This window comes from Micromonospora sp. NPDC005163, from assembly GCF_053599835.1.
Genome location: NZ_JBSFYP010000014.1, coordinates 70,977 through 95,719 on the forward strand (window position 1 = coordinate 70,977; position 24,743 = coordinate 95,719).

Annotated in this window: 22 protein-coding genes; 11 read left to right on the forward strand and 11 right to left on the reverse strand. The window is 73.4% G+C overall.

What is annotated here, in order from left to right; translation table 11 throughout:
* Position 1 precedes the first annotated feature (1 nt).
* The 7 genes from ACWD6N_RS12650 to ACWD6N_RS12680 form a co-directional block, all read right to left on the reverse strand.
* Positions 2-670 carry a lysophospholipid acyltransferase family protein gene (locus ACWD6N_RS12650; protein WP_354965059.1) on the reverse strand — a complete coding sequence of 223 codons (669 nt, stop codon included), beginning with the start codon at positions 668-670 and terminating at the stop codon, positions 2-4.
* 28 nt (positions 671-698) lie between these two features.
* Positions 699-1,280, reverse strand: coding sequence for a TetR/AcrR family transcriptional regulator (locus ACWD6N_RS12655; protein WP_354965058.1), 582 nt, complete (start codon positions 1,278-1,280; stop codon positions 699-701).
* Positions 1,281-1,402: 122 nt separating this feature from the next.
* Positions 1,403-3,061, reverse strand: a complete 1,659-nt coding sequence (locus ACWD6N_RS12660; RefSeq protein WP_354965129.1) for a putative bifunctional diguanylate cyclase/phosphodiesterase — start codon at positions 3,059-3,061, stop codon at positions 1,403-1,405.
* Between the two features lie 79 nt (positions 3,062-3,140).
* Positions 3,141-3,950, reverse strand: a complete 810-nt coding sequence (locus tag ACWD6N_RS12665) for an SAM-dependent methyltransferase (protein ID WP_354965057.1) — start codon at positions 3,948-3,950, stop codon at positions 3,141-3,143.
* Between the two features lie 188 nt (positions 3,951-4,138).
* Entirely contained in the window at positions 4,139-4,807 is a 669-nt protein-coding gene (locus ACWD6N_RS12670; protein WP_007072219.1) for a response regulator transcription factor, read from the reverse strand.
* A gap of 7 nt (positions 4,808-4,814) precedes the next feature.
* Entirely contained in the window at positions 4,815-6,506 is a 1,692-nt protein-coding gene (locus tag ACWD6N_RS12675; protein WP_354965056.1) for a sensor histidine kinase, read from the reverse strand.
* A 14-nt stretch (positions 6,507-6,520) separates the two neighbouring features.
* Positions 6,521-8,335, reverse strand: coding sequence for an AMP-dependent synthetase/ligase (locus tag ACWD6N_RS12680; RefSeq protein ID WP_354965055.1), 1,815 nt, complete (start codon positions 8,333-8,335; stop codon positions 6,521-6,523).
* A 218-nt stretch (positions 8,336-8,553) separates the two neighbouring features.
* Between ACWD6N_RS12680 and ACWD6N_RS12685 the strand changes: the two genes are divergently transcribed.
* The 6 genes from ACWD6N_RS12685 to ACWD6N_RS12710 all read left to right on the forward strand — a co-directional run bounded on the left by ACWD6N_RS12685 (position 8,554) and on the right by ACWD6N_RS12710 (position 13,855).
* The gene (locus ACWD6N_RS12685; protein WP_354965054.1) at positions 8,554-9,009 is read left to right on the forward strand and encodes an SRPBCC family protein; all 456 of its coding nucleotides are present in this window, start codon (positions 8,554-8,556) and stop codon (positions 9,007-9,009) included.
* 31 nt (positions 9,010-9,040) lie between these two features.
* Positions 9,041-9,721, forward strand: a complete 681-nt coding sequence (locus tag ACWD6N_RS12690) for a hypothetical protein (protein ID WP_354965053.1) — start codon at positions 9,041-9,043, stop codon at positions 9,719-9,721.
* Positions 9,722-9,797: 76 nt separating this feature from the next.
* A complete protein-coding gene (locus ACWD6N_RS12695) occupies positions 9,798-10,745 on the forward strand; it encodes an ROK family glucokinase (protein WP_354965052.1) in 948 nt (315 codons plus the stop codon).
* Between the two features lie 11 nt (positions 10,746-10,756).
* Complete coding sequence (locus tag ACWD6N_RS12700; RefSeq protein WP_354965051.1) at positions 10,757-11,461, forward strand: endonuclease/exonuclease/phosphatase family protein; 705 nt, start codon at positions 10,757-10,759, stop codon at positions 11,459-11,461.
* Positions 11,462-11,574: 113 nt separating this feature from the next.
* A complete protein-coding gene (locus ACWD6N_RS12705) occupies positions 11,575-12,981 on the forward strand; it encodes a flavin-containing monooxygenase (protein ID WP_450004755.1) in 1,407 nt (468 codons plus the stop codon).
* Positions 12,982-13,060: 79 nt separating this feature from the next.
* Positions 13,061-13,855, forward strand: a complete 795-nt coding sequence (locus tag ACWD6N_RS12710) for an alpha/beta hydrolase (RefSeq protein WP_354965128.1) — start codon at positions 13,061-13,063, stop codon at positions 13,853-13,855.
* 29 nt (positions 13,856-13,884) lie between these two features.
* On the opposite strand, the gene ACWD6N_RS12715 is transcribed toward ACWD6N_RS12710, so the two are convergent.
* Positions 13,885-15,378, reverse strand: a complete 1,494-nt coding sequence (locus tag ACWD6N_RS12715) for an alpha,alpha-trehalose-phosphate synthase (UDP-forming) (protein ID WP_354965049.1) — start codon at positions 15,376-15,378, stop codon at positions 13,885-13,887.
* A 157-nt stretch (positions 15,379-15,535) separates the two neighbouring features.
* Positions 15,536-16,387: a DUF308 domain-containing protein gene (locus tag ACWD6N_RS12720; RefSeq protein ID WP_354965048.1), complete on the reverse strand. Its 852-nt coding sequence runs from the start codon at positions 16,385-16,387 to the stop codon at positions 15,536-15,538.
* Between the two features lie 372 nt (positions 16,388-16,759).
* On the opposite strand from ACWD6N_RS12720, the gene ACWD6N_RS12725 reads away from it, so the two are divergent.
* Positions 16,760-17,458: a lysophospholipid acyltransferase family protein gene (locus ACWD6N_RS12725; protein ID WP_354965047.1), complete on the forward strand. Its 699-nt coding sequence runs from the start codon at positions 16,760-16,762 to the stop codon at positions 17,456-17,458.
* Positions 17,459-17,465: 7 nt separating this feature from the next.
* Here the strand turns inward: ACWD6N_RS12725 and ACWD6N_RS12730 are convergent, their stop codons facing one another.
* Positions 17,466-20,990 carry an ATP-binding protein gene (locus tag ACWD6N_RS12730; protein WP_354965046.1) on the reverse strand — a complete coding sequence of 1,175 codons (3,525 nt, stop codon included), beginning with the start codon at positions 20,988-20,990 and terminating at the stop codon, positions 17,466-17,468.
* A gap of 160 nt (positions 20,991-21,150) precedes the next feature.
* On the opposite strand from ACWD6N_RS12730, the gene ACWD6N_RS12735 reads away from it, so the two are divergent.
* Complete coding sequence (locus ACWD6N_RS12735) at positions 21,151-21,348, forward strand: hypothetical protein (RefSeq protein WP_354965045.1); 198 nt, start codon at positions 21,151-21,153, stop codon at positions 21,346-21,348.
* Positions 21,349-21,434: 86 nt separating this feature from the next.
* Here ACWD6N_RS12735 and ACWD6N_RS12740 read toward each other — a convergent pair whose 3' ends face one another.
* Complete coding sequence (locus ACWD6N_RS12740) at positions 21,435-22,127, reverse strand: Crp/Fnr family transcriptional regulator (protein ID WP_030337710.1); 693 nt, start codon at positions 22,125-22,127, stop codon at positions 21,435-21,437.
* 294 nt (positions 22,128-22,421) lie between these two features.
* Here ACWD6N_RS12740 and ACWD6N_RS12745 point away from each other — a divergent pair, with 294 nt between their 5' ends.
* The 3 genes from ACWD6N_RS12745 (at position 22,422) to ACWD6N_RS12755 (ending at position 24,706) form a co-directional block, all read left to right on the forward strand.
* Positions 22,422-22,919 (forward strand): polyadenylate-specific 3'-exoribonuclease AS, encoded by a 498-nt coding sequence (locus tag ACWD6N_RS12745; RefSeq protein WP_354965127.1) that lies wholly within the window; start codon positions 22,422-22,424, stop codon positions 22,917-22,919.
* A gap of 79 nt (positions 22,920-22,998) precedes the next feature.
* Positions 22,999-23,502 (forward strand): pyridoxamine 5'-phosphate oxidase family protein, encoded by a 504-nt coding sequence (locus ACWD6N_RS12750; protein WP_354965044.1) that lies wholly within the window; start codon positions 22,999-23,001, stop codon positions 23,500-23,502.
* A 175-nt stretch (positions 23,503-23,677) separates the two neighbouring features.
* Positions 23,678-24,706 carry a 6-phosphofructokinase gene (locus tag ACWD6N_RS12755; RefSeq protein ID WP_354965126.1) on the forward strand — a complete coding sequence of 343 codons (1,029 nt, stop codon included), beginning with the start codon at positions 23,678-23,680 and terminating at the stop codon, positions 24,704-24,706.
* Positions 24,707-24,743: the final 37 nt, after the last annotated feature.

The following is a 24,743-nucleotide window of genomic DNA, read 5'->3' on the forward strand; positions in this document are numbered from 1 at the left end:
CTCAGGTGGGGGTCGATCGGGGCGGGGCGTAGCGGGGCACGTACTCCTGGCCGGTGAGCCGCTGGATCGCCGCCATCACCTCGTCGGTGACCGTCCGGATGTCGCGTGGCCCGTTGATCCGGCCGGCGACCGGGATCGGCGGGCCGAATCGCAGGCTGACCGGGTGCCGGCGCGGCAGCCGCGCGTCGACGGGCAGCACCTCGGCGGTGCCGAGCACGCCGACCGGGATGATCGGCACCCCGGCGTCGCGGGCCAGCCGGGTCATGCCGACGCGGCCTCGGTAGAGCCGCCCGTCCGGGGAGCGGGTGCCCTCCGGGTAGACGGCGACCAGGCCGCCGGCGCGGAGCACCGGCACGGCGGCGTCGAGGGCGCTGAGGGCGGCTCGGCCGCCGGCCCGCTCGACGCGGATCGCGCCCATGCCGGCGACGATCCGCCGGTTGAGCCAGCCGCCCGGGCCGCGACCACTGAAGTACTCGGACTTGGCCCAGAAGGTGACGTGCCGGGGCGTCACGCTGACGAGGAAGAGTTCGTCAGCGACGGAGAGGTGGTTGCCGGCGAGGATCGCGCCGCCGTGCCGGGGCAGGTGTTCGAGTCCCTCCACGCGTGGCCGCCAGCCCAGCCGCAGCATGGTGCCGACGGTCAGCTTGGTGAGGTCGTACAGCAGGGGCACGTGTCCTCCGGGGTGGGGGTGGATGGGTTCAGGCGAAGGTCGGGCCGAGGTGGGCGTCCAGCACGGCTCGCAGCAGGGCGTCGTCGTCGGTGGCGTCCGTGGCCAGCGGCAGGCTGCCCCACGCCCAGAGCTGGGCTGTGCCGTGCAGGTTGGCCCAGAGCGCGCCGGCCAGCACCGGGGCCGGCGCGTCGGTCGGCCGGCGTACCTGAGCCACCAGGTCGGCCAGGACGGCGAACAGCGGCAGGCTCGTCTCGCGCAGCTGTAGCCGGCCGCTGTCCAGCAGGTCGTGCCGGAACATCAGCTCGAACATCCCGCGGTGCGCCGCCGCGAAGTCCAGGTACATCCGGCCGAGTGCGGTCAGTTGGGCGCGCGGGTCGGGGCCGGCGGCGCGCATCGTCTGCTCGACGCGGGCGGTGAGGTCGGCGAAGCCCTCCCGGGCGATGGCGGAGAGCAGGTCGACGTGGGTGGGGAAGTAGCGGCGCGGTGCGCCGTGCGAGACCCCGGCCCGGCGGGCGATCTCCCGCAGTGACACCGCCGACTGGCCCTCGCGCAGCACCAGGTCCACCCCGGCGGCCACCAGTCGGGCCCGGACACTCGCCTCCGCACTCATAGACACTGTCTACCAGGGCGCGTAGACGCTGTCTACCCCTGCTCTGGCCCCCCGACCGCAGCGACGCGTCGACGCCAGGAGGCAGAGGCAGCGGCACGGAGCGGCCCGGCGGGCGGGGTGGGTCAGCGGATGCGGGCCAGGATCCGGTCGGCGGGGGCCGGCCGGCCGAAGTGCCAGCCCTGCGCGGCGTCGCAGCCGATCGCCCGCAGCCGCTCGGCCTGCCCGGCGGTCTCCACGCCCTCGGCGGTCACCGTCAAATCCAGTGCGTGCGCCAGCGACACCAGCGAGGCGAGGATCCGCTCATCGGTGCGCCCCACCGACGGCGACCGCAGCCCGGCCACGAACTCCCCGGCGACCTTCAGCTCGGTCACCGGCAGGTCCCGCAGGTACGCCAGGTTGCTGTAGCCCGTGCCGAAGTCGTCGATGGCGATCCGCACGCCGAGATCGGCCAGCACCCGCAGGGCGCGTACCGGCTCCTTGGCCGTGCTCATCATCGTGCTCTCGGTGATCTCCAACTGCAGTCGCTCCGGCGGCAGCCCGGTCTGCCGCAGCAGGCCGCGTACCTCCTGCACCAGCCCGGGCCGGTGCACCTGCCGGACCGCCAGGTTGACGCTCACGAACGGTGCGGCCGTGCCGCCGGCCGACCAGGCCTCCGCCTCCCGGCACGCCTCGGCCAGCACCCACCCGCCCAGTTGCACGATCAGCCCGGTCTCCTCGGCCAGGCCGATGAAGCTGTCCGGCCGCAGCACACCCAGCTCCGGGTGGCGCCAGCGGACCAGCGCCTCCACGCCGATCAGCCGGCCGTCGCGAAGCGAGGTCAGCGGCTGGTAGTCGAGGTAGAACTCGCCTCGCTCCAGGGCGGCCGGGATGGCCGCGGAGAGCGCGTACCGGGCCAGCTCCCGTCGGTTGCGCTCGGCGTCGTAGAGCGCCCAGCGCGCCCCGCCGGCCGCCTTCGCCCAGTGCAGGGTGCTGTCGGCGGCCCGCATGAGGTCACCGGGGTTCGCGCCGGCCACCTGGCGCTCGACGATGCCGATGCTCGCCGAGACCTGGAGCTCGTGCCCGTCCACCAGCGCCGGTGTCCGGACGGCGGCCAGCGCCGCCTCGGCCACCGCCACCATGTCCTCGGTGCCGCCGCTGCGCTCCACCAGGATGACGAACTCGTCCCCACCGAGTCGGGCCACCAGGTGCTCGCCCACGGTCTGGCACAGCCGCTCGGCCACTGTGGTCAACAGCCGGTCGCCGACCCGGTGCCCCAGCGTGTCGTTCACGACCTTGAACCGGTCCAGGTCGAGGAAGCACACGCCGACCCGCTGCGCGCCCCGGCCCGGCTCGTTGAGCGCGGCGGTGAGCCGCTCGGTGAACAACGTCCGGTTGGGCAGGCCGGTGAGCGGGTCGTGGGTGGCCTGGTGCCGGAACCGAGCCTCGCTGGCCCGCAGCGCCCGCTCCGCCTGCGTCCGGGCCACCATGGCGGCCCGGCGGATCGACTCCTGCTCGTCGAGCGTCCGGTCCCGCAGCGCGCGGGCGTAGCCGGTCGCAACGGCGGCCAGCAGCCGCGCCATCCGGTCCTCGACGTCCTCCGCCACCAGCCCCAGATCGCGTATCAGCCGGAGCTGGATGACCTCGACGGTACGGCCCAGCCCCTCCGCGGAGGCGATGTGCGCGGCGACCAGTTCGGCGCCCACCCGGTAACCGGCGCGGAGGTCGAACGGCTCGGCGAGCAACGCGCCGGCCAACTGCCCGGTGAGCCGGTGCAGCAGGGTCTCGAGCTGGGCCTGGGTCATCGGCAGATAGCTGGTGCCGGAGACGGCCTTGGCCCAGGCCTTGGCGAACGTGCCCGGGCAGGAGGTCGCCCCGGGCGACTCAGCCACCGAGGCGCCCGACGCCGCCCATGAAGACCGCACGCTCGGCGTCCTCCGCGCTCTCCGGGGTGTCCGGCCGCCACTGCGGCACCCAGACCACGCCCGGGTCGAGAAGCTCGAACCCGTCGAAGAGCGCGGTCAGCTCGGCCCGGTTGCGGACCCAGAGCGGGTTGTCGGTACGCCGGTAGACCCGCTCCGCCTCGGCCCGCTCGTCCTGGCTGCGCCCGTCGTCGCTGGCCTGCGACAGCACCAGGTAGCTGCCCGGGGCCAGCGCGTCGCGCAGGGTCCGCAGCAGATCCGCCGGACGGTCCTCGTCGGACACGAAGTGCAGCACGGCCACGATCATCACGGCCACCGGCTGGTCCAGGTCGAGCAGTTTGCGGATGTCCGGGTGGGTCAGGATCTTCTCCGGGCGCCGCAGGTCCTCCTGCACCACCACCGCCCGGTCGTTGCCGGCCAGGATCTCACGGCTGTGCGCCACGGCCACCGGGTCGACGTCGACATAGACCACCCGTGACTCCGGGTCGAGCCGCTGGGCGATCTCGTGCACGTTGCCGACCGTGGGGATGCCCGAGCCGATGTCCAGGAACTGCCGGATCCCGGACTCGGCGAGGTGGTGCACCGCCCGGCGCAGGAACGCCCGGTTGGCCTGGGCCATCAGCGGCGCCTCCGGCACCGCGGCCACCATCGCCTGCGCCGCCGCCCGGTCGGCAGCGAAGTTGTGCGAGCCGCCGAGGTAGTAGTCGTACATCCGCGCGACGCTCGGGCGCTCGATGTCGATGGTGTCGGGTGCCCAGTCCGGCCGCTGCATGCGCTCACCCCTCGAGTCCGCGACGCGGGCGTCGTCGCCCGCGCGGGTATTGTGCCCCCCCACGTTCCCGCCAGACCATAGCGTGCCGCCAGGTTCCCGCCGACGTCGGTCGATACGCGAAGGTCCACGCCGGCCGGAGCCGGCGCGGACCTTCGGTCGCGGCGTCCCGCTCGACGAGCGGGGTCAGGTCAGAACTTCGGGGCGTCTGGCGCCTCGAGCAGTCCGAGCCGGAGCGCGGTCATCAGCGCCTGCGCCCGGTTGGCCGCACCCAGCTTCTCGTACAGCTTGGAGATGTGCGTCTTGGCCGTGGACTCGCTGACGAACAACTGCTTGGCGATGCCGGCCACGCTCATCCCGTCGGCGAGCAGCCGCAGGACCTGCCCCTCACGGGGGGAGAGCTGCGGACCGGACGGGGCGAGCCGGCGCTTCATCGCCTCGGCCAGGTCGGCCGCCGTGAACGCGCTCGGCGAGGAGGCGGCGTGCCGCGCGGCGGCCACCACCTCGTCGGCCGGGGCGGTCTTCGGCACGAAGGCGCTCGCGCCGGCCTCCAGGGCACCGAAGAGCTGGTCGTCGCCGGCGTACATGGTCAGCACCACGATGCCCATCGAGGCGCTGGACTTGCGCAGCGCCCGGGTGGCCTCGAGGCCGCTGCCGTCGGGCAGCCGGAGATCCATGATCACCACGTCCGGCTGAAGCGCACCGGCCTGGCGTACCCCCTCTGCCGCCGTCGCGGCCTCACCGACGACCTCGAACTGACGGTCGCGCTCAAAGGCGTGCCGCAGGCCCTTGCGAATAAGGTCGTGGTCGTCGACAAGGAGGACCTTGGTGCGGGTGGCCGGTGTCGGACTGGTGGTCATCCTCGGGTTACTCCCCTTCTGCTGCTGCGCTACCGCGCAGGTTACCGCGCCGGGGCGAGGTGCCGAGAACCACCGCCACGGTCGTGCCGCTCGGTTGCCGGGGCCTGATCTCCAGCCGGCCCCGGATACGTTCCGCTCTCTCGGCCATGATCGCAAGACCGTACCGCCCGTCGGGCCGCTGGTCAGCCATCCCCTGACCGTCATCCGACACTTCAATCTGCGCGTACGGGGGGTCGACCTCACAGGTGACCCAGAGATTGGAGGCCCCGGCGTGCTTGCGCGCGTTGGTGACCGCCTCCTGCGCGATGCGCAGCAACTCGGCCTCGGTGGCCGCCGGCAGCCGCGCGGTGGACTCGTCCAGCGACAGGTGCACCCGCAGCCCGCCGGAGGCGCCCACGGTGCGCGCGTACTCGGCGATCGCCGCGGCCAGCCCGCCCTGCCGGTCCACCTCGCTGCGCAGCTCGAACAGGCTCAGCCGCAGCTCGGTGATCACCCGGGTCACCTCGCCGCGCAGCGTACGCAGCGCCTCGGCGGTCTCGTCGGCGTCGTCGAAGACGGTGGCCAGGGCGTTGTCGATGCCGTAGCCGACCATCACCAGCTCCTGCGCCACCCCGTCGTGGATCTCCCGCGCCAGCCGCTGCCGCTCCTCGTTGGTGGCCAGGGAGCGGACCTCGTCGAAGAGCAGCGCCGCCTCCAGCCGCAGCGCGGCCGGCCGGGTCAGCGCGGTCACCCGGGACACCACCGGCGCCGGGTACGCGTGTGCGGCGTCCGCCTCCAGCACCACCAGCCCCACCGTGCGCACCCCGGCGACCAGCGGAACGATCAACGCGGAGACGTCGCCACCGCGGTGCGAGCGGGACTGCGACCGGGCGGCGGTCTGCGCCTGCTGACTGGCCCAGGCGTCGGCGATCGCCGAGTCCGCGTCCAGCGTTGTCTCCCAGTCCACCCGGTCCACCCCGGCCTGGGCGAGCACCACGAGCCGGCCGCCGCCGCTGGCCGACAGCACCGCGCCCCGGTCCGCCCGGGCCACCGTGCGCAGCTCCTCGAGCAGGTGCTCGGAGATGCCGCCCGGGTCCAGGGTCGCCCCGGGCAGCTGCCGGGCCACCGTGCGCAGCTGGGTCAGCAGCCGGGTCGCCTCGGCGTACGGCTGGGGCTTGCCCTCACCGCGCACCGCCATCACCCGGTGCAGCGTGCCGGCGGCGTAGAGCCCCAGCGCGGCGAGGATCAGCCACTGCGCGCAGACCGCGAGATAACCGAGCTGGCCGAGCTGACGCTCCCCACCGACCTCGGTGAGCGCCCCGGTGACCAGCAGGGTCGCGGCGGTGACCGCGAGCAGCGCGGCGCCCTCGGAGAAGCGGCGGCGCAGCGCGGTGACGGTCACCGGCACCGCCAGGTAGGGCAGCACCGCCGAGGCGCCGAGCCCGTCGACCGTGCCGCCGATCGACGCGACCGCGGCAACCTGGCTCGCGGCCAGCCCCAGCACCACCACCTCGGCCACGCGGCTCAGCGGCCCGATCAGCCGGTGCTGAGGGGCCAGCAGCGAGGGCAACCCGGCGAACGCCAGCAGCGCGATCCACCACAGCTGGGTGACGTCGCGGGTGGCGAACAGGGTCAGGATGGCGACCAGCGCCAGCATCACCAGGCGGGCGGCCGCGGCGAGGGGATGCGGGTGTGGTGCGGCGGATGTCGATGCGGGCACGTGACGGATGGTAGTCAGCCGCGATAGATATCGGCGATCTCCGCCGCGTACGTCTTGTGGACAACCTGCCGCTTGACCTTGAGCGACGGGGTCAGCTCGCCGGTCGCCTCGGTGAAGTCGCGGGGCAGGACCCGGAACACCTTGATCGCCTCGGCCTTGGAGACGGCGTGGTTCGCGCTCTTGATCGCGGACTGGATCTCCGAGCGCAGGCCCTCGTGTTCGCGCAGGTCCTCGACCCGGGTGTCGGCGGGTAGCCCGGCCGACTCCAGCCAGGCGGGCAACGCCTCCTCGTCGATGGTGACCAGCGCCGCGATGAACGGCTGCCGGTCGCCGACCACGACGCACTGGCTGATCAGGGGATGGGCCCGGACCTGGTCCTCCAGCACCGCCGGGGCGACGTTCTTGCCGCCGGCGGTCACGATCAGCTCCTTCTTCCGGCCGGTGATGCTGAGGTAGCCGTCGTTGTCGAGCTGGCCCAGGTCGCCGGTGCGGAACCAGCCGTCGGCGGTGAGCGCCTCGGCGGTCGCCGCCTCGTTGTGCCAGTAGCCCTGGAAGATCAGATCGCCGGAGATCAGGATCTCGCCGTCGTCGTCGATCCGGATGGTCACGCCGGGCAGCGGGCGGCCGACGGTGCCGATCCGGGTGCCGGTGGGCAGGTTCGCCGCCGCGGCGGGCGAGGTCTCGGTCAGCCCGTAGCCCTCCAGGACCGTCACGCCGATGCCGCGGAAGAAGTGGCCGAGCCGGGCGCCGAGCGGTGCGCCGCCGGAGATGGCGTCCCGGCACCGGCCGCCGAGCGCGGCACGCAGCTTGCCGTAGACCAGCCGGTCGAAGACCGCGTGCTGGGCGCGCAGGGCCATGCCGGGCCCGCGTGAGGTCTCCAGCGCCTCGCTGTACGCGATGGCGACCTGCTCGGCGCGGGCGAAGATGCCGCCCTTGCCGTCGGCCTCGGCCTTCTGCTTGGCCGCGTTGTAGACCTTCTCGAACACCCGGGGGACGGAGAGCACGAAGGTCGGCCGGAACTCCTGCAGCTCGGCGACCAGGTTCTTGGTGTCGGCGCAGTGCGCCATGGTGGCCCGGGCATGCACCACGCCGATCTGGATCAGCCGCGCGAAGGCGTGTGCCAGGGGCAGGAAGAGCAGGGTGGCCGCACCGGCGTTGAACAGGTTCGGCAGCACCGGCACCGCGTTGGCGATGTCGGCGTACATGTTGCGGTGGGTGAGCACGCAGCCCTTGGGCCGGCCGGTGGTGCCGCTGGTGTAGATGATCGTGGCCAGGTCGTCGGCGCGGACCGCCTTGCGGCGCTGTTCCACCTCGGCCGGCTCGACCGCGCCGCCGGTCGTGACCAGCTCGTCGACCCCGCCCCGGTCGATCTGCCAGACGTGCTTCAGCTCGGGCAGCCGGTCCCGGACGCCGGTGACCAGGCTGGCGTGCGCGTCGGTCTCCACCACGACGGCGACCGCGCCGGAGTCGGCGAGGATCCAGGCGGCCTGCTCGGAACTGGAGGTCTCGTAGATCGGCACGGTGACCGCACCGGCCGTCCAGATGGCGTAGTCCAGCAGCGTCCACTCGTAGCGGGTGCGGCTCATCAGCGCGACCCGGGCGCCCGGCTGGATGCCGGCGGCGATCAGCCCGGCGGCCACCGTCACCACCTCGTCACGGAACTGCCGGCAGGTCACCTCCGCCCAGGCGGTGCCCGTGCCGTCTGCGGCCGGGGTGCGGCGGGCGAACTGCACGGCATCCGGCGCGACCTCGGCGTTGTCCCAGACCGGATCGGTGAGGTTGGCCGCGTCGCCAACGGTGACGATCGGCGGAACGGAGAACTCGCGCACCTGCACTCCTTCGTGCTCGCACTGGCCGGGCCGGCCGCCACCGCGGGCGTCGGCTCTGTCGAAACCTACCCGGCTGTCGGGTCGGGTGGGACAAGCAGGAGGGTCGGTCGGGCCTCGTGGTGGTTGGCCTACCGCGTGCGGCGGGGGTCGAGCCCCGCCGCCGGGCGCGGCGGGGGCGGCGCGGCACGTGGACGGTGCCCGCCGGGTAGCCTCCCCCCATGGCGGACTCCTCCACCCAGTCGATCATCATCGGCGCGTCACCGGATCGGGTGACGGCGGTCATCTGCGACTTCGCGCGCTACCCGGAGTGGACCGAGGCGGTGCGTCGCGCCGAGGTCATCGAGGAGTACGAGGACGGCTACGCCAGCCAGGTGCGCTTCACCATCGACGCCAGGGTGATGGCCGACGAGTACGTGCTCGCCTACGAGTACGCCGAGGACCTGTCGCGGATCGAGTGGCACCTGGTCGCGCCCTCGAAGATGCAGAAGAGCCAGCGCGGTTCGTACGACCTGGTGGGCAACCCGGACGGCGGCACCACGGTGACCTACACGCTGGAGGTCGAGCTTTCCGTGGGAATGCTCGGCATGTTCCGGCGCAAAGCCGAGAAAATGATCATGGATACCGCGTTGAAGCAGCTCAAGCACCGGGTAGAAGCATCCGGTGCGGCGCAGTGACGCGTACGGCGGCACGGTAGAGGAGCCGACCATGGGCGCAACGGATCCGGGCTCGGCCCGGGAAGAGGCGGAGCGGCTGGTCGCCACCCTGCTCGCGGGGGCGCGGCTGGCCTCCGCCGGCTCGGCGGGCGGCGCGTGGGGCCCGCTGGGCGGGATGCTGGCCGGTGTCCTCGGTCACAGTGCCGCCCCCGGTGGTCCTTTCGGCGCCGGTGGCGGTTTCGCCACCGGTTCCGCCGAATGCTGCGTCTGCCCGGTTTGTCGGGGCATCGCCGCGTTGCGCGACCCGAGTCCGGAATTCGCCGAGCGGCTGGCCACCGGCGCCGGTGACCTCGCGGCCGGCGTGGCCAGCCTGCTCCGCGCGTTCGCCCCGGCGGAGCCGCCCGAGGCCAGTCCGTCGGCACCCGCCACCGCGCCCGCCCCGGCCGCCGGCGCCGACGTCCCGGAGCCCACGCCGGCTGAACGGTTCACCGGGGCCGACGAGGATCACGTGTGGCGCGATGCCACCCGTAGCGGGCATGATTCTCAGCCGGCGCAGGAGCGGGACGTCTGGGCGGTCGCCACCCGGACGGCGGACCCACTCGCCCCGGACACCGCACCACCCGTCGACGAGGCCGGGGCGGTGGCCGCACCCGTGCCGACCGACCGACCTGTGGTGCCCGCGTCGCGGGTACCCGACGACACCGGCGCGGCCGCACCGGGCGACGTCGCCTGAGCGCGGGACATCTCGACCCGGACCGGCGTGTCGCCGGCGCACGGGCCGGACAGCACAGCAGAGGGGAGCGGCAGCGGTGACGCTGACCATCGGAGTCGACGTCGGTGGCACGAAGGTGGCCGGCGGTGTCGTGGACGACACCGGCACGGTCCTCGTGCAGACCCGACGGGACACTCCCGCCGATGACGTCGGCAAGACCCGCGACGTCATCATCGACCTGGTCGGCGAGCTGGCTGCCGGACGGACGATCGAGGGCGTCGGCATCGGCGCGGCCGGCTGGATCGACGCCAACCGTTCGACCGTGCTCTTCGCCCCCAACCTGGCCTGGCGGGACGAGCCACTGCGCGAGTACGTCGGCAAGGCGGTCGGCCTGCCGGTGATCGTGGAGAACGACGCCAACGTGGCCGCCTGGGCCGAGTTCCGCTACGGCGCGGCCCGGGACGCCGACGACTCCATGGTCATGTTCACCATCGGCACCGGCGTCGGCGGTGGCATCGTGCTGAGCGGCGAGCTGCTGCGTGGCGCGCACGGCGTCGCCGCGGAACTGGGCCACATGCTGGCCGTGCCGGACGGGCACCAGTGCGGCTGCGGGCGGCTGGGCTGCATCGAGCAGTACGCCAGCGGCAGTGCCCTGGTCCGCTTCGCCCGGGCCGGCGCCCGGCAGGAGCCACAGCGGGCCACCGCGCTGCTGGAGCTGGCCGGCGGGGAGACCGAGGCGATCACCGGCCACATGGTGACCACCGCCGCTCAGGGCGGCGACCCGGTCTCCACCGAGGCGTTCGCGCAGATCGGCCGGTGGCTGGGCACCAGCCTCGCCGACATGGCGCAGATCCTCGACCCGCAGACCCTGGTCGTCGGGGGCGGCGTGGTCGAGGCCGGTGACCTGCTGCTCGGCCCGGCGCGCCGCTCGTACCTCGACGCGCTCGCCCAGCGCGGGCGCCTGCCGGTGGCCGAGGTGCTCCCCGCCGAACTGGGCAACAGCGCCGGGGTGATCGGCGCCGCCGACCTGGCCCGACGGATCTGAGGCGAGCCGGAATGGGCGAGGCCGGCGGCGTACCACTGCGCGTGGTGTCGTACAACATCCACAGCCAGCGCGACGACACCGCCGCGCTGGCGGCGGTGGTCCGCGCCGTGACGCCGGACGTGGTGATCGTGCAGGAGGGGCCGCGCCGGTTCCGGTGGCGGCAGAAGTCCGCCTCGCTGGCCGAGTCGTTCGGCCTGGTGGTGGCCGCCGGCGGGCTGCCCGCGCTGGGCAACCTGTTGCTGACCAGCCTGCGGGTCCAGGTGCGGGACACCCGCTGCCAGCGCTTCCCGCTCACCCCCGGCCGGCACCTGCGCGGCGCCGCGTACGCCGACTGCCGTGTCGGCGACGCCCGGTTCACCCTCGCCGGGTCACACCTGTCCACCGATCCGACCGAGCGTCCCGCGCAGGCCGCCGAGTTCAGGCGCGGCCTGGACGCGGCGGGCAGCCCGGTGGTGGCCGGGGCGGACCTCAACGAGGGCCCGGACGGGCCGGCCTGGGCGACCGTGGCGCGCGGGCTGACCGACGCCGCGGTGGCGGCCGACCGGGCCGACCGGCTCACCTACTCCTGCGCCGACCCCCGCCGGCGTATCGACGCGCTCTTCGTCGACCCGCGGATCACCGTGGTCGACTACGACGTGGTGGACACCCCGCAGACCCGGCGGGCCAGCGACCACTTCCCGGTCCTGGTCGACCTGCTGCTGCCCACCACCGGCTGACCCCCGACCGGCGCGACCGCCGATCCGTCCGCGCCGGGGCTGGACATCCGGCTCCGATGTGGAGAGGATTTCGCGGCGACCGGCACGCGTGCCGCACAAAAGGAGATGTCCCGGTGTCCACCTCCACCGACCACGGCCGGCCCGACCCGGAGACGACCCCGTCCGCGCTGAGCCGCGACGGCCGCCCGGTCTCCGACCGCGGCGACACGGTCTGCGTCATCGGGGCCGGGGCCAGCGGCCTGACGGCCATCAAGAACCTGCGCGAGCACGGGTTCGGCGTGGACTGCTACGAGCGGGAGACAGGCGTCGGCGGCGCCTGGAACTGGCGGCACGACCGCAGCCCGGTGTACGCCAGCACCCACCTGCTCTCGTCGAAGCCGTTCACCCAGTTCCCCGACTTCCCGATGCCGGACTCCTGGCCGGACTACCCGCACCACAGCCACCTGCTCTCGTACTTCGAGCGGTACGCCGACCACTTCGACCTGCGCTCGCACATCTGGTTCGGCACCGAGGTGATCCGGGTCGAGCCGGCCGCGGGGGAGCGCTGGGACGTGACCACCCGCTCCACCGGCGGGTACGGGCCGGAGCGCACCTCCCAGTACGCCGCCGTGGTGGTCGCCAACGGCCACAACTGGTCGCCCAAGCTTCCCCGCTACGAGGGGCTCGAGGAGTTCCGCGGCGAGATCATGCACGCGTCGTCCTACAAGGACCCGGCGCAGCTGCGGGGCAAGCGGGTGCTGGTGGTGGGCGCCGGCAACACCGGCTGCGACATCGCCGTCGAGGCCGCCCAGCAGGCGTCGCGGTGCTGGCACTCCACCCGACGCGGCTACTGGTACGCGCCGAAGTACGTGCTCGGCCGCCCCGCCGACCAGGTCAACGACTCTCTGCTGGCACTGCGCGTGCCGCTGCGGGTGCGCCAGTGGCTCTACCACTGGACGCTGCGGCTGACCGTCGGCGACCTGACCCGCTTCGGCCTGCCCAAGCCCGACCACCGGGTGTACGAGACGCACCCGATCGCGAACAGCCAGCTCGTCTACTACGTGGGCCACGGCGCGATCGGCCCGGTGCCCGACGTCGCCCGCTTTCACCCGTACGCGGTGGAGCTGACCGACGGCCGCGAGATCGATCCCGAGCTGGTCATCTTCGCCACCGGTTACCTGCCGCGTTTCGAGTTCCTCGACGCCTCGGTGTTCGGCGACAGCGCCGGCGTCGGCCGGCCCACGTTGTGGCTCAACGCCTTCACCCCGGGGCATCCGACGCTGGCGGTCGCGGGCCTGGTGCAGCCGGACTCCGGTCTGTTCACCCTGTCGCACTGGCAGACGGTGCTCTTCGCCCGGCTGCTGCAGGCCCGCCGGGACCGTCCGGAGCGTGCGGCGGCGTTCGCGCAGCGGGTGCGCGACCGGGCCGGGGAGCGCTACTCCGCGCAGGTCAAGGAGAGCAGCCGGCACTGGTTCGAGGTCGGTCACGCCGACTACCTGCGCGCCGTCCAGCGCGCCCTAACCGACCTGGAGGGCAAGTGAGCGCGAGGAGTGAGCTTGCGAGCCCCGCAGTCGCGAACGAAAGGCTGGCACCGTGAGCGCGAGCAGTGAGCTGCGGATCATGCGCGGCCGGGAGTGGTCCCGCCCGGTCCGGCCGGCCCGGCGTGAGGTGCTCAGCGCCAGCCCCGAGCTGGAGGAGGGGCGCCCGCCGCTGCTCTTCGTGCCCGGGTTCGGGCACGGCGCGTGGGCGTTCGCGGAGCACTGGTTGGGGCACGCGGCGTCGCGGGGGTTCCCGTCGTACGCGGTGAGCCTGCGCGGGCACGGCGGCAGCGAGCCGGCGCCGGAGGCGACGCTGCGGGCGTACGCCCACGATGTGGTCCAGGTGGCCGCGGGCCTGCCGCGCCAGGCGGTGCTGGTGGGGCACGGCGCCGGGGCGCTGGTGGTGGCGCACGCGTTGGCCCGCTACCCGGCGCGCAGTGCCGTGCTGGTGGCGCCGGTCTTCGGCGGTTGGGGTGTGCTCGGCGCGGCGTTGCGCCGCAACCCGTCCGGCACGGTGCCGGCGGTGTTCGGTGGGCCGCTGCGGCTCAGCCGCGGCCAGTTGTTCAGCCGCGAGCTGCCTGAGGCGGAGGCCCGGCGTCACGTCGCCCGGCTCGGTCGGGCCAGCCGGCGGGCGCAGTGGGCGCTGCTGGGCGAGCCGGAGGCCGAGCCGGCCGTGGGTGCGCCCCCGGTGCTGGTGCTGGGCAGCCCGGACGACCGGGTGGTGCCGACGTCGACGTTGAACCGGGTGGCCCGCCGGTACGGCTCGGCCCCGCTGCTCTTTCCCGGGATGGGCCACGACCTGATGCTGGACGCGCGGTGGGCGGAGCCGATCGACGCGATCCTGGACTGGTTGGAGAAGGAGCCGGCGGCGCACTGAGCGGTCCGCGTCCGGCCGGCGCGCGCCGGTCAGCCGCCCGCGTGGCGGGTGGCCGCGCTGCCGGCCGGGGCGGCCCGGGGCGCCGGGGCCGGCATCCGGGTGGTGCCGTCGGTGCCGGTCAGGCGGCTGACCAGGGCGCCGCTCTCGTCCAGCGCGCTCAGGTAGGAGCCGGCCCAGGCCCGGATGTCGTGCTGGTGCAGGTAGGCGCGCATGGCCCGCATCCGTTCCGCGACGTCGGCCGGGCTGGCCCGCAGCGCCGCGCGCAGCCCCTGCTTGAGCCCCTCCAGGTCGTGCGGGTTGACCAGGTACGCCTGGGACAGTTCGGCGGCGGTGCCGGCGAACTCGCTGAGCAGCAACGCCCCCGCGTCGTCCACCCGGGCGGCGACGTACTCCTTGGCGACCAGGTTCATCCCGTCCCGCAGCGGGGTCACCGCCATCACGTCGGCGACCCGGTAGAGCGCGGCCAGCTCGGCCCGGTCGAAGGGTTGGGTGAGGTAGTGGATGGCCGGCTCGCCGACCCGGCCGAACTCGCCGTTGATCCGGCCGACCTCGCGCTCGATCCGCTCGCGCAGGATCTGGTACTGGCCGACGCGTTCCCGGCTCGGCATCGCGACCTGCACCAGCACCGTGTCGCGGACCTTGACGTCGCCGCTGGCGAGCAGTTCGCTGTACGCCTTGAGCCGCTGTTCGATGCCCTTGGTGTAGTCCATCCGGTCCACGCTGAGGATGACCCGCCGGGGGTCGCCGAGGTCCTGGCGCAGCCGGCGGGCCCGGGCGGCCACCTCGGGGCGGGCGGCGAGCGCGGCCATCTCGGCGGTGTCGATGGAGACCGGGAACGCGCCGATGCGCACCACCCGGTCGTCGATCCCGATCCGCCGGTCGGTGGCCGGCAGCTCCAGCACCTTGGTCACCAGCTGGGCGAAGTTGTGCGCCGCCTGGGCTCGCTGGAAGCCGACCAGGTCGGCGCCGAGCATGCCGCGTAGCAGCTCGGCCCGACGGGGCAGCTGCATGAACAGCTCCGGCGGCGGGAACGGCACGTGCAGGAAGAACCCGATGCGCAGGTCCGGTCGGAGCGCGCGGAGCAGACCGGGGACCAGGTGCAGGTGGTAGTCCTGCACCCAGACCACCCCGCCCGGCTCGGCCACCTCTGCGGTCGCCTCGGCGAAGCGCTGGTTGACCCGCTGGTACGCCTCCCACCACCGGCGGTGGTGCTGCGGCTGCTCGACGGCGTCGTGGTAGAGCGGCCACAGGGTGGCGTTGGCGAATCCTTCGTAGTGGTCGCGCAGGTCCTCGTGGCTGAGCGGAACGCTGTGCATGCGGACGCCGTCCACGTCCGGCAGTGCGGGGGCGGGCCCGGTGCCGCCCGCCCAGCCGACCCAGGTCGCCGGGGTGTGCCGCAGCAGCGGGTGCAGCGCGCTGACCAGCCCACCAGGGCTGCGCCGCCATTCGCAGGCCCCGTCGGGCACCACACTGTCGTCGATGGGGAGGCGGTTGGCCACCACCACGAGGGAACTCTGTCGCATCTCGGGCATTCCGATCAGCAGAGGACCGACTGCCGCGAGCAAGGGAAAACCGGTCAGTCAGTCGGGGAAGTGACGTACGGCGGTATTCCTACTGACAGTAAGTTACACCACTGTTACGTCACGGGCGGGGCGGTGGCGTCCCGCGATGCGGGCCGGCTCAGACGACGGCGCCGTTGTCCGGGTCGTCCTCGTCCTCGTCGCCGGGGCGCAGCCGCCAGATCAGCGTGACGAAACCGGCCAGGATGCCGGTGAACCCGAACAGGGTGACCGCCGAACGGTCGATCGGGAGCAGCGACGGGAAGAGGAAGAGCACGAACCCGACGACCACGGCGAGCGTGCCGACCACCGCGTACTTGGAGAACCGGGGCAGCGGCGGCGGCGGAGGCGGGTGGTAGCCCTCCTCATCCTCGTCGTCGGGCAGGTCCGCGCCGAAGGTGTCCAGCCCGTCCAGCAGCGACGGCTCATCCGGCCGGACGCCGCGCCCGATCGAGATCCCGGAGATGTCGGTGGCGGACGGTAGCCGGCGGACGTCGGTGGCGGTCGGCCCGGCCTCGTCCGCGCCGGAGCGGGCCAGCGGACCGGCGGCCGGCTCGTCCCGGTCCGCCCGGTCGTCCACGTCCTCCGCGGCCGGCCACGGGTGCTCGCCCGCCGCCGAGGTGGTGTGGAAGCCGGCGACGATCCGTGCCCACTCGGCGTCGATGTCCGGCTCGTCAGGGGCCGGTGGCTGCTCCGGGGCGGTCTCGTCGGCGAGCTGGGTGAGGTAGTCCCGTGCGGTGGTCAGGTGCGAGCGGTCGACGTACAGCCGGTCGACCGGGCGGGCCGGGACGGTGGTGGTGCGGGTGACCGGATTGAGGTCGGCGGAGGGTTGCAGGTAGGCCGCGATCCCTCCGGCGGCCAGCACGTCGAGCAGGTGCTCACCCACGCGCGGATCGACGTCGCCGGCGACGGCGTACTCGTTCGCGTCGAGCCCGTTGTCCCGCCGTCCCCGGCGGGCCCCACCCGCTGACACCCGGACATCCTCCTCAACGCGCCTTCCGGCGCGGCCGCCCAGCCCCCTCGACGCCCGTCCGCACGCCGTGCTCTGAATCGTGACACGTCCGGACCCGGTTCCGGGAGTGCGTTGTGTCGCGTCTTCCAAAGTCAGCGTTCCCGCTGCTGGTGGTGGCCGTGCCCCTTTGTCGGTTCTTGCGAGGGGCGCGGCAGGGGACGGGTCGACCCGAGGTCAGTCGATCTTTAGCCCGGCGCGACCGGAAGCCGCCCAGGCGTCCGTTGTGGTGGGCGGCCCGCGCTTCGTAGGCTCGACGACGACGGCGGCACCGCCCGGCCGAGCGCTGCCCGGGTGCGCGGGCGCCGTCCTGACCACGCCACGGGAAGGACGCCGGTGCTGTACTGGCTGTTGAAGTACGTCATCCTCGGTCCGCTGCTCAAGCTGATCTTCCGCCCGCAGGTGGAGGGCCTGCACAACGTGCCGGCGACCGGCCCGGTGATCCTGGCCAGCAATCACCTCTCCTTCTCCGACTCGATCTTCACACCGCTGATCACCTCGCGAAAGGTCACGTTCGTGGCCAAGGCCGAGTACTTCACCGGCAAGGGGATCAAGGGCTGGCTGACCAGGATGTTCTTCGTCGGCACCGGCACCATCCCGGTCGATCGCTCCGGTGGCCGGGCGGCCCGCGCCGCGCTGGACACCCAGTTGCAGGTGCTGCGTGCCGGGGGAGTGGCCGGCATCTACCCGGAGGGGACCCGCTCCCCGGACGGGCGGCTCTACCGGGGCAAGACCGGGGTGGCTCGACTCGCGCTGGAAAGCGGGGCGTCGGTGGTGCCGGTGGTGATGCTCAACGCCGACGAGATCCAACCCCCGGGCAAGCTCATCCCCAAGATCGCCCGGGTGAAGATCCGCTTCGGTGCCCCGCTGGACTTCTCCCGCTACGCCGGGCTGGCCGGTGACCGGTTCGTGGAGCGCGCGGTCACCGACGAGATCATGTACGAGTTGATGGAGCTCTCCGGTCGCGAGTACGTCGACATCTACGCGCAGAAGCTCAAGGAACCCCAACCCGTCCCCACCCCGATCGCCGTCTGAACCCCGCTCAGCAGGCGACCGCCGGCCCCGCCGGGGCGACCGGGCGGCCGGCCAGCGCGAGCAGCCCGGGGGCGTCGTTGCGCAACGCGAAGGTGCGTACCTCGGCGCGCGGCACCCGGGCGGCCGCCGGGTCACCGGCGCGGGTCAGCTCCGCCGCCGCGAGCGCCAGCGCCAGCAGCCGGTCGCTGACGTCCGGAATCCGGCCGTAGGTCTCGGCGGCGGCCAGGTGCAGCTCGGCCGAGCGCCGGTGGTCGCCGTCGGCCGCGGCCAGGGCCGCCGTCACGGTCCGCAACGCCGCCTCCGACCAGGGCGTCCGGTGGCCGACCCGGTCCAGCATCGCCCGGACCCGCACCGCGGCGTCCCGGCCGGCCAGTGCGGCGGCGTACGCGGCGGCGGCGATCCACTCCCCGCTGGCCAGCGCCGGCACCGCCGACCAGGACCCGCCCAGCTCGTCGATCAACGCCGCCGCCTCGGCGTCGCGGCCCTGCAGCGCCCGGCACAGCGCGGCCATGCTCAGCATCGTCCAGTGCAGCCGGTGGAACCCGCTGCGCCGCGCGGTGTCCAACGCGTCGGCCACGTCGTCCGGGTCCTCGTCGTCGCGCAGCACCAGCAGGCAGCAGCGCAGCCCTCGCACCTGCATGTCCCAACTGCCGGTCGGGGTGTCGACGAACGCCTCCGCCGCGGTGAGCAGCCGGCCGAAGTCGCCGTCGAACCAGGCGCGCATCGCCTCCGCCGAGTAGCCGGTGGTCAACGTCTGGCCGCTGGCGGTGCGGGCCGGCGCCGCCGAGAGCAGGGCGTTGGAACGCAGCCAGTCGCCCTCCTCCCGGATCGCCCACGCGAGGTTCTGGGTGGCCCGGGGCAGCGCGAGCAGCTGACCGGCCCGGCTGAACTCGACGATCGCGTGCAGCTCGTCCAGGCCGACCCGGTCGCCGGACTGGTAGCGGGCGGTGGCCGCGGTGATCCGGGCGTTGGTGCGGGTCTCGGTCAGGCCCAGCCGCTCGGCGATCTCCGCGGCGGTGTCCGCCGCCGCCACCGCCGGATCCCGCTCGTAGTTGAGCATGTGCAACCGACCCAGCTCGGCGTACGCGTCCGCCTTCTGGGCAGTGTCCGGCAGCGGCTCGAACAGCTGCACCGCGCGGTCCAGGCAGGCCAGCGCGTCGCCGCGGTCGGCGCGCAGCCAGGCGGCCTGACCGAGCAGGGTCCACGCCCGGGCCGAGCAGGCGTCGTCGCCGTGGGCCAGCAGCCGGTCGGCGAGGGTGTGCACCTGATCCGGCCCACCGCCGGAGAGGAACGCGTTGCCGTCCCGGTAGAACGAGATCTCGGTGCTCAGCAGCTCCAGCTGGAGCCGGCCCACCGGGTCGCTGTCGTCGGCCAGGCCGAGCGCCCGGCCCGCGTGGCTGGCCGCCGCGTCCAACCCGTGCAGCGCGTACGCCCGGCGGGCCGCGCGGTGCAGCGCCTGCCGCGCCGGCCCGGCGTACCGCCGGACCTCCATGCCGAGCGAACGGGCGATCTCGTGGGCCGCCCAGCGGTGGTGGGCGAGCACCTCGGCCAGATCCGTGTCGCGGCTGTGGGACAGCGCGTCGAGCCAGTCCGCGGCCCGCTCGTGCCGGGCCACCCGTTCGGTGCGGGGCAGCCGCTGGTAGCAGACGTCGCGCACCAGGACGTGCCGGAACCGGAACTCCGCCTGCCCGGCCATCGTCGACGCCGCCTGCTCGTGCACGAAGTCGCGCTGCTCCAGCCGGCGCAGCGAACGCTCGACCGACTCGACCTGCTGTCCCAGCGCGGCGGCCACCGCGCCGGGCCAGAACTGCACCCCGACCACCGAGGCGGCCAGCAGCACCGCGCGGTCCTTGGCGTCCAGCAGGTCCACCCGGTTGGCGATCACCGCGTGCACGCTCTCCGGCATGGTCAGCTCGAGCTGCTTGTCCAGCGACCAGCCCCGCCCGGACTGGCGCAGCGCGCCCTGCTCGATCAGCATCCGGACGTACTCGTGGGCGTAGAGCGGGTTGCCGCCGGCCACCTCGATCAGCGGGCTCAGCATGTCGGCGGAGAACGCCGCCTGGCCGAACAGGTGCGCGTACAGCGCGGCGATCCCGGTGTCGCGCAGCGGCGGCAGGGTGATCGTCACCGAGCCGGTGATGGTGCCGGCCCAGCTCGGGTCCCGGTCGACCAGCTCCGGGCGGGCGGTGCAGAGCAGCAGCAGCGGCACCTCACGGGCCGCCGCGCCGAGCAGCTCCACGAAGCGCAGCATCGCGTCGTCGGCCCAGTGCAGGTCCTCGAAGACCAGCACGGTGGGGCGGCGGGCGGCCAGCGCCAGCAGGAAACGCCGCCACGCGGACTCCGCCTCCTCGGCCGGCAGCGGCGTGCCGGGCAACCCGACCAGCGGGCGCAGCGCGTCCACCACCCGATCACGTTCGCCCGGGCCGATCAGCTCGCCGACCGCGGCGGCCAACCGCTGCGCCGCGCTGCCGGCCGGGTCGGTGTCCAGGATGCCCGCCTCGGATTTGACGATGTCGGCGAGCGCGGCGAACGTGACGTTCTCCCCGAACGGCGGGCAGCGCCCGGTGCGCCAGGTCAGCGGCTCGTCCACCAGCCGACCCGTGTGCCGGTACAGCTCCCGCAGCAGCCGGCTCTTGCCGATGCCGGCCCGGCCGAAGATCGTCACCACCTGCGGCAGGCGGTCACGCAGCGACCGGTGCAGCGCGTTGACCAGCATGCCCAGCTCGTGTTCCCGGTCGACCAGCGGCGTGGTGTCCGGCTCCCGGTCGGTGGGCTGGCGGCGCAGCGGCGACAGGGCGAGCCACACCTCGGTCGGCGACGACCGGCCGCGCAGGGTGACCGGGGGCTGCTCCTCGTAGCGGATCGCGTCCTTGGTCAGCGCGTGTGTGGTGCCGCAGACCAGCACCCCGCCCGGCGGCGCGACCGACTGCATCCGGGAGGCGGTGTTCACCACGTCGCCAGCCACGATCGCCTGCCCGCCGTCGCGGGCGGCGGCCACGTCGACAAGTGCCTCACCGGTGGCCACACCGACCCGGAACCGCAGCTCGGTGCTGCCGGTGGGTGCGAACCGGGTGAGCACCCGTTGCAGCTCCAGCCCGGCCCGTACGCACCGCAACGCGTCGGTCTCGGTGGCGATCGGGGCGCCGAACAGCGCCATCACTGCGTCACCGATGTACTTCTCCACCACGCCGCCGTACTGGCCCACCACCCGTCGGGCTGCCGAGAAGAAGCCCGTCTGCATCCCGCGGACCTGCTCCGGGTCGGCCCGCTCCACGTACGGGGTGAAGTCGATCAGGTCGACGAAGAGCACGCTCACCCGACGGCGGTCCTCCTGCGGGGTGACCGTGCCCGGCCGGTCCGCGCCCGGCCGGGGCGACCCGCACGAGGTGCAGAACGCGACGTCCGAGGCGAGCGGACGCAGGCAGTGCGGGCAGACCGCACCCAGCTCGGCGCCGCAGCCACCGCAGAAGCGGTCCCCGTCGGCGGCCGTACGTCCACAGCGCCCACACTGCGCGGCGATGACACCCTCCACTCGCGAACCGACGCCCCCCACGGCGTCGCGTCAGAGGAAGTATCACCGCCGACGCCGCTGTCGGGTACCGGCCTGTTGGCTTGTGGACAGTCCACACACGGCTTCACGGACTAGATTCAGGCGGCCACATGTCGATCAGCGACCAGAGGGGGACAGGTCAATGGTGTACGTCAAGCTGGAGAGCGACTGGACCGACGGCAACGGGGTCAGCCACTCCGCGGGTGACTCGGTGGACGTCGACGCCGCCACGCTCGCCACCCTCCAGGCCGAGGGCATCGTCATCGAGCAGTCCCACGGCCCGGACGGTGACGGCAAGGGCCCGGACAAGTGGGCCGGGCCGGGCAGCTCCGGGGTCTGACTCAGCGCCGGTGAGGCGACGACGCGGCCGGGTCGCCCACGGGTGACCCGGCCGCGTCGTGTCCGCTTCGGTGCGCTGCCCGCGGGTCAGCGGTCGTTCATGCCGGCGCGCCGGCGCAGCGCGGCGACGTCGGTCACCACGATCCGTCGCCCCTCGGTACGCAGCCAGCCCCGACTGGCGAACGAGCCGATCGCCTGGTTGACGCTCTGCCGGGAGCCGCCGGCCATCTCGGCCAGTTGGCTCTGGTTGAGCTCGATTGTGATCATCGGGGCCTGACTCTCGCCGGCGAGCCGGACCAGCGTCTTGGCCACCCGGCCGGGCAGGTCGAGGAAGACGTGGTCGGCGTTCTGCTCGGTGAGCCGGCGGATCAGCCCACCCAGCGAGCGCATCACCGCGTCCAGGATGCGCGGGTTGGAGTGCACCAGCTCCATGAACGCCCCCCGGGAGAGCGCGAGCGCCGCGCAGTCCTCGATGGCCTCGGCGGAGGCGGACCGGGTGGAGGCATCGAGCAGGGAAACCTCGCCGAGCACGTCCGGCGGACGGATCACCGACAGCACGGCCCGCTCGCCGGTGGGTGCGGTGCGGAAGACGGCCACCGCGCCGCGGCGCAGCACGATCAGCGACTCGCCCGGGTCGTTCTCCACGAAGAGCAGCTGACCCTTGCGATAGGTGCGCGGGACGGCGGCGGCGATGACACGCTGCCGTACCTCGGGCTCCAACCCGGCGAACATCTCGACACCCGTGAGCGCATCACCCGGCTCCGGCAGGCGAACCTCCACGGCCCAACCCCTCCCCGGTCAAGGACCACAACTCGCTCACCGGTGAACCTGCTGGGCCCGACAAGGTGAACTGACACCGCTTCGGCGTCCGGTAGCGATACACATCAGATCATGACGGTCCGGTCGCTTGCTGTACACCCCTCGAAGCACTTCCGTGACCGTCGCGAGCTGCGGCGTACCGCTTGTCGAGCTGCCGATCCGGGCCGGTGGCGCTGGTCACCGCCCGGCGGGGCCACGACGGTCGGCGGGGCCCCGCCGCCCACCGCCGGCCGGCGGTGGGCGAGGATGGCCGGAATGGTCTACCGCTACTTCTACGACTGCGAGTTCATCGAGGACGGCCGGATCGTCGACCTCGTCTCGATCGGTGTCGTCGACGAGTACGGCCGCGAGTTCTACGCGGTCTCCACCGAGTTCGACGACTCCCGTGCCGTGCCCTGGGTCCGGCGCAACGTGCTGGACAAGCTGCCCTCGCCGGCCGACCGGGCCTGGCGCTCGCGGGAGCGCATCCGCGACGACCTGTACGACTTCCTCATGGAGCCCATCCGGGACCGGCCGGGGGAGCAGTTGGAGCTGTGGGCCTGGTACGCGGCGTACGACCACGTGGTGCTCGCGCAGCTCTGGGGGGCGATGCCGGCGCTGCCCCGGGAGATCCCCCGATTCACCAAGGAGCTGCGGCAGCTGTGGGACGACCGGGGCCGGCCGACCCTGCCGGACGCTGACGCGGCGCGGCACGACGCCCTGGTCGACGCCCGGCACAACCTGGCCCGCTGGCGGGCGATGACGGCCCGCTGAGCGGCGGTCGTGGGCACCGGAGGTTTGACCGGTTCTGTCCCGGGCACCGGTTCGACGAGTCGAGCCGAGGGAGAGTGCCATGAGCAACGAGCCGACCAGCGCGGCCGAGGCCCGTGTCCGGGTCACCGAGCTGGTTCGGGCCGCGCGGATCTGCATGCTCACCACGATCGCCCTGGACGGGCGGCAGGTGAGCCGGCCGATGGGGCTCCAGGAGGCCGAGTTCGACGGCGACCTGTGGTTCTTCGCCCACGCCGACTCGGCCAAGATCCGCCAGATCCGGGTGAACCCGGAGGTCAACGTCGCCTTCTCCGACCAGGGGCACAACGCCTGGGTGTCGGTCTCCGGCACCGCCACCGAGGGGTTCGATCGGGCCCGCGCCGAACGGCTGTGGAACCCGCTGCTCAAGGTCTGGTTCCCGGACGGGCTGGACACCCCCGGCCTCACGTTGATCAAGGTGCACGCCAGCTCCGCCGAGTACTGGGACTCGCCCAGCAGCACCATGGTCAACCTGCTCGGCTTCGCCAGGGCCGCGGTGACCGGCCGCCCGCCGGAGGCCGGCGAGAACCACGAGGTGACCTACTGACCGCCCGGCCGGTGGCGGGTCGGCCCCCGGGGCGCGCTGTCGGTGTTCGGGCAGGCCGACTACAGTGCGCAGTGACGGCCCGCCCCGGGCCGGCAACGGCGCCGATGGTCTGATCTGACACATATCCTGGGGCTTAATCGGGCTTTACCTGATGCTCCAGGAGGATGAGCGGATCATGCGTATCGGCGTGCTCACCGGCGGCGGCGACTGCCCAGGTCTCAACGCGGTCATCCGGGCGGTGGTCCGCAAGGGCGTCGCCACCTACGGTCACGAGTTCGTGGGCTTCCGGGACGGCTGGAAGGGCCCGCTGGAGGGCCTGTCCCGGCCCCTGGACATCGCCGACGTGCGCGGCATTCTGCCCCGCGGCGGCACCATCCTCGGCTCGTCCCGGACCAACCCGTTCAAGATCGAGAACGGCGTCGAGCGGATCAAGGACAATCTCGCCGCGCAGGGCGTGGACGCGTTGATCGCGATCGGCGGCGAGGACACCCTCGGCGTGGCCACCAAGCTCTTCGAGCTGGGTGTGCACGTGGTCGGCGTGCCGAAGACCATCGACAACGACCTGGGCGCCACCGACTACACGTTCGGCTTCGACACCGCGGTCAACATCGCGATGGAGGCCATCGACCGGCTGCACACCACCGCGGAGAGCCACCACCGCACCCTGGTCGTCGAGGTGATGGGCCGGCACGCCGGCTGGATCGCCCTGCACGCCGGCCTGGCCGGTGGCGCCAACGCCATCCTGCTGCCCGAGCGGCAGTTCGACGTCGACCAGGTGGCCGGTTACGTCGAGAAGCGCTTCCAGCACCAGTACGCCCCGATCGTCGTGGTCGCCGAGGGCGCCCAGCCGCTGGACGGCCAGATGGTGCTGGCCAACCAGGAGCTGGACTCGTTCGGTCACGTCCGCCTCGGCGGCATCGGCCAGTGGCTCGCCGAGCAGCTGGAGGCCAAGACCGGCAAGGAGGCCCGCACCGTGGTGCTGGGCCACATCCAGCGCGGCGGCACCCCGACCGCCTTCGACCGGGTGCTCGCCACCCGCCTGGGCCTGCAGGCCATCGACGCGGTGCACGAGGGCGACTGGGGCAAGATGGTCGCGATGCAGAGCACCGACATCGTCCGGGTGCCGCTCGCCGAGGCGACCCGGGAGCTGAAGACCGTGCCGCTGGAGCGGTACGCCGAGGCCGAGGTCTTCTTCGGCAGCTGATCGACGGTCGGCGGCGCGGCGGGCCTGCGGGTCCGCC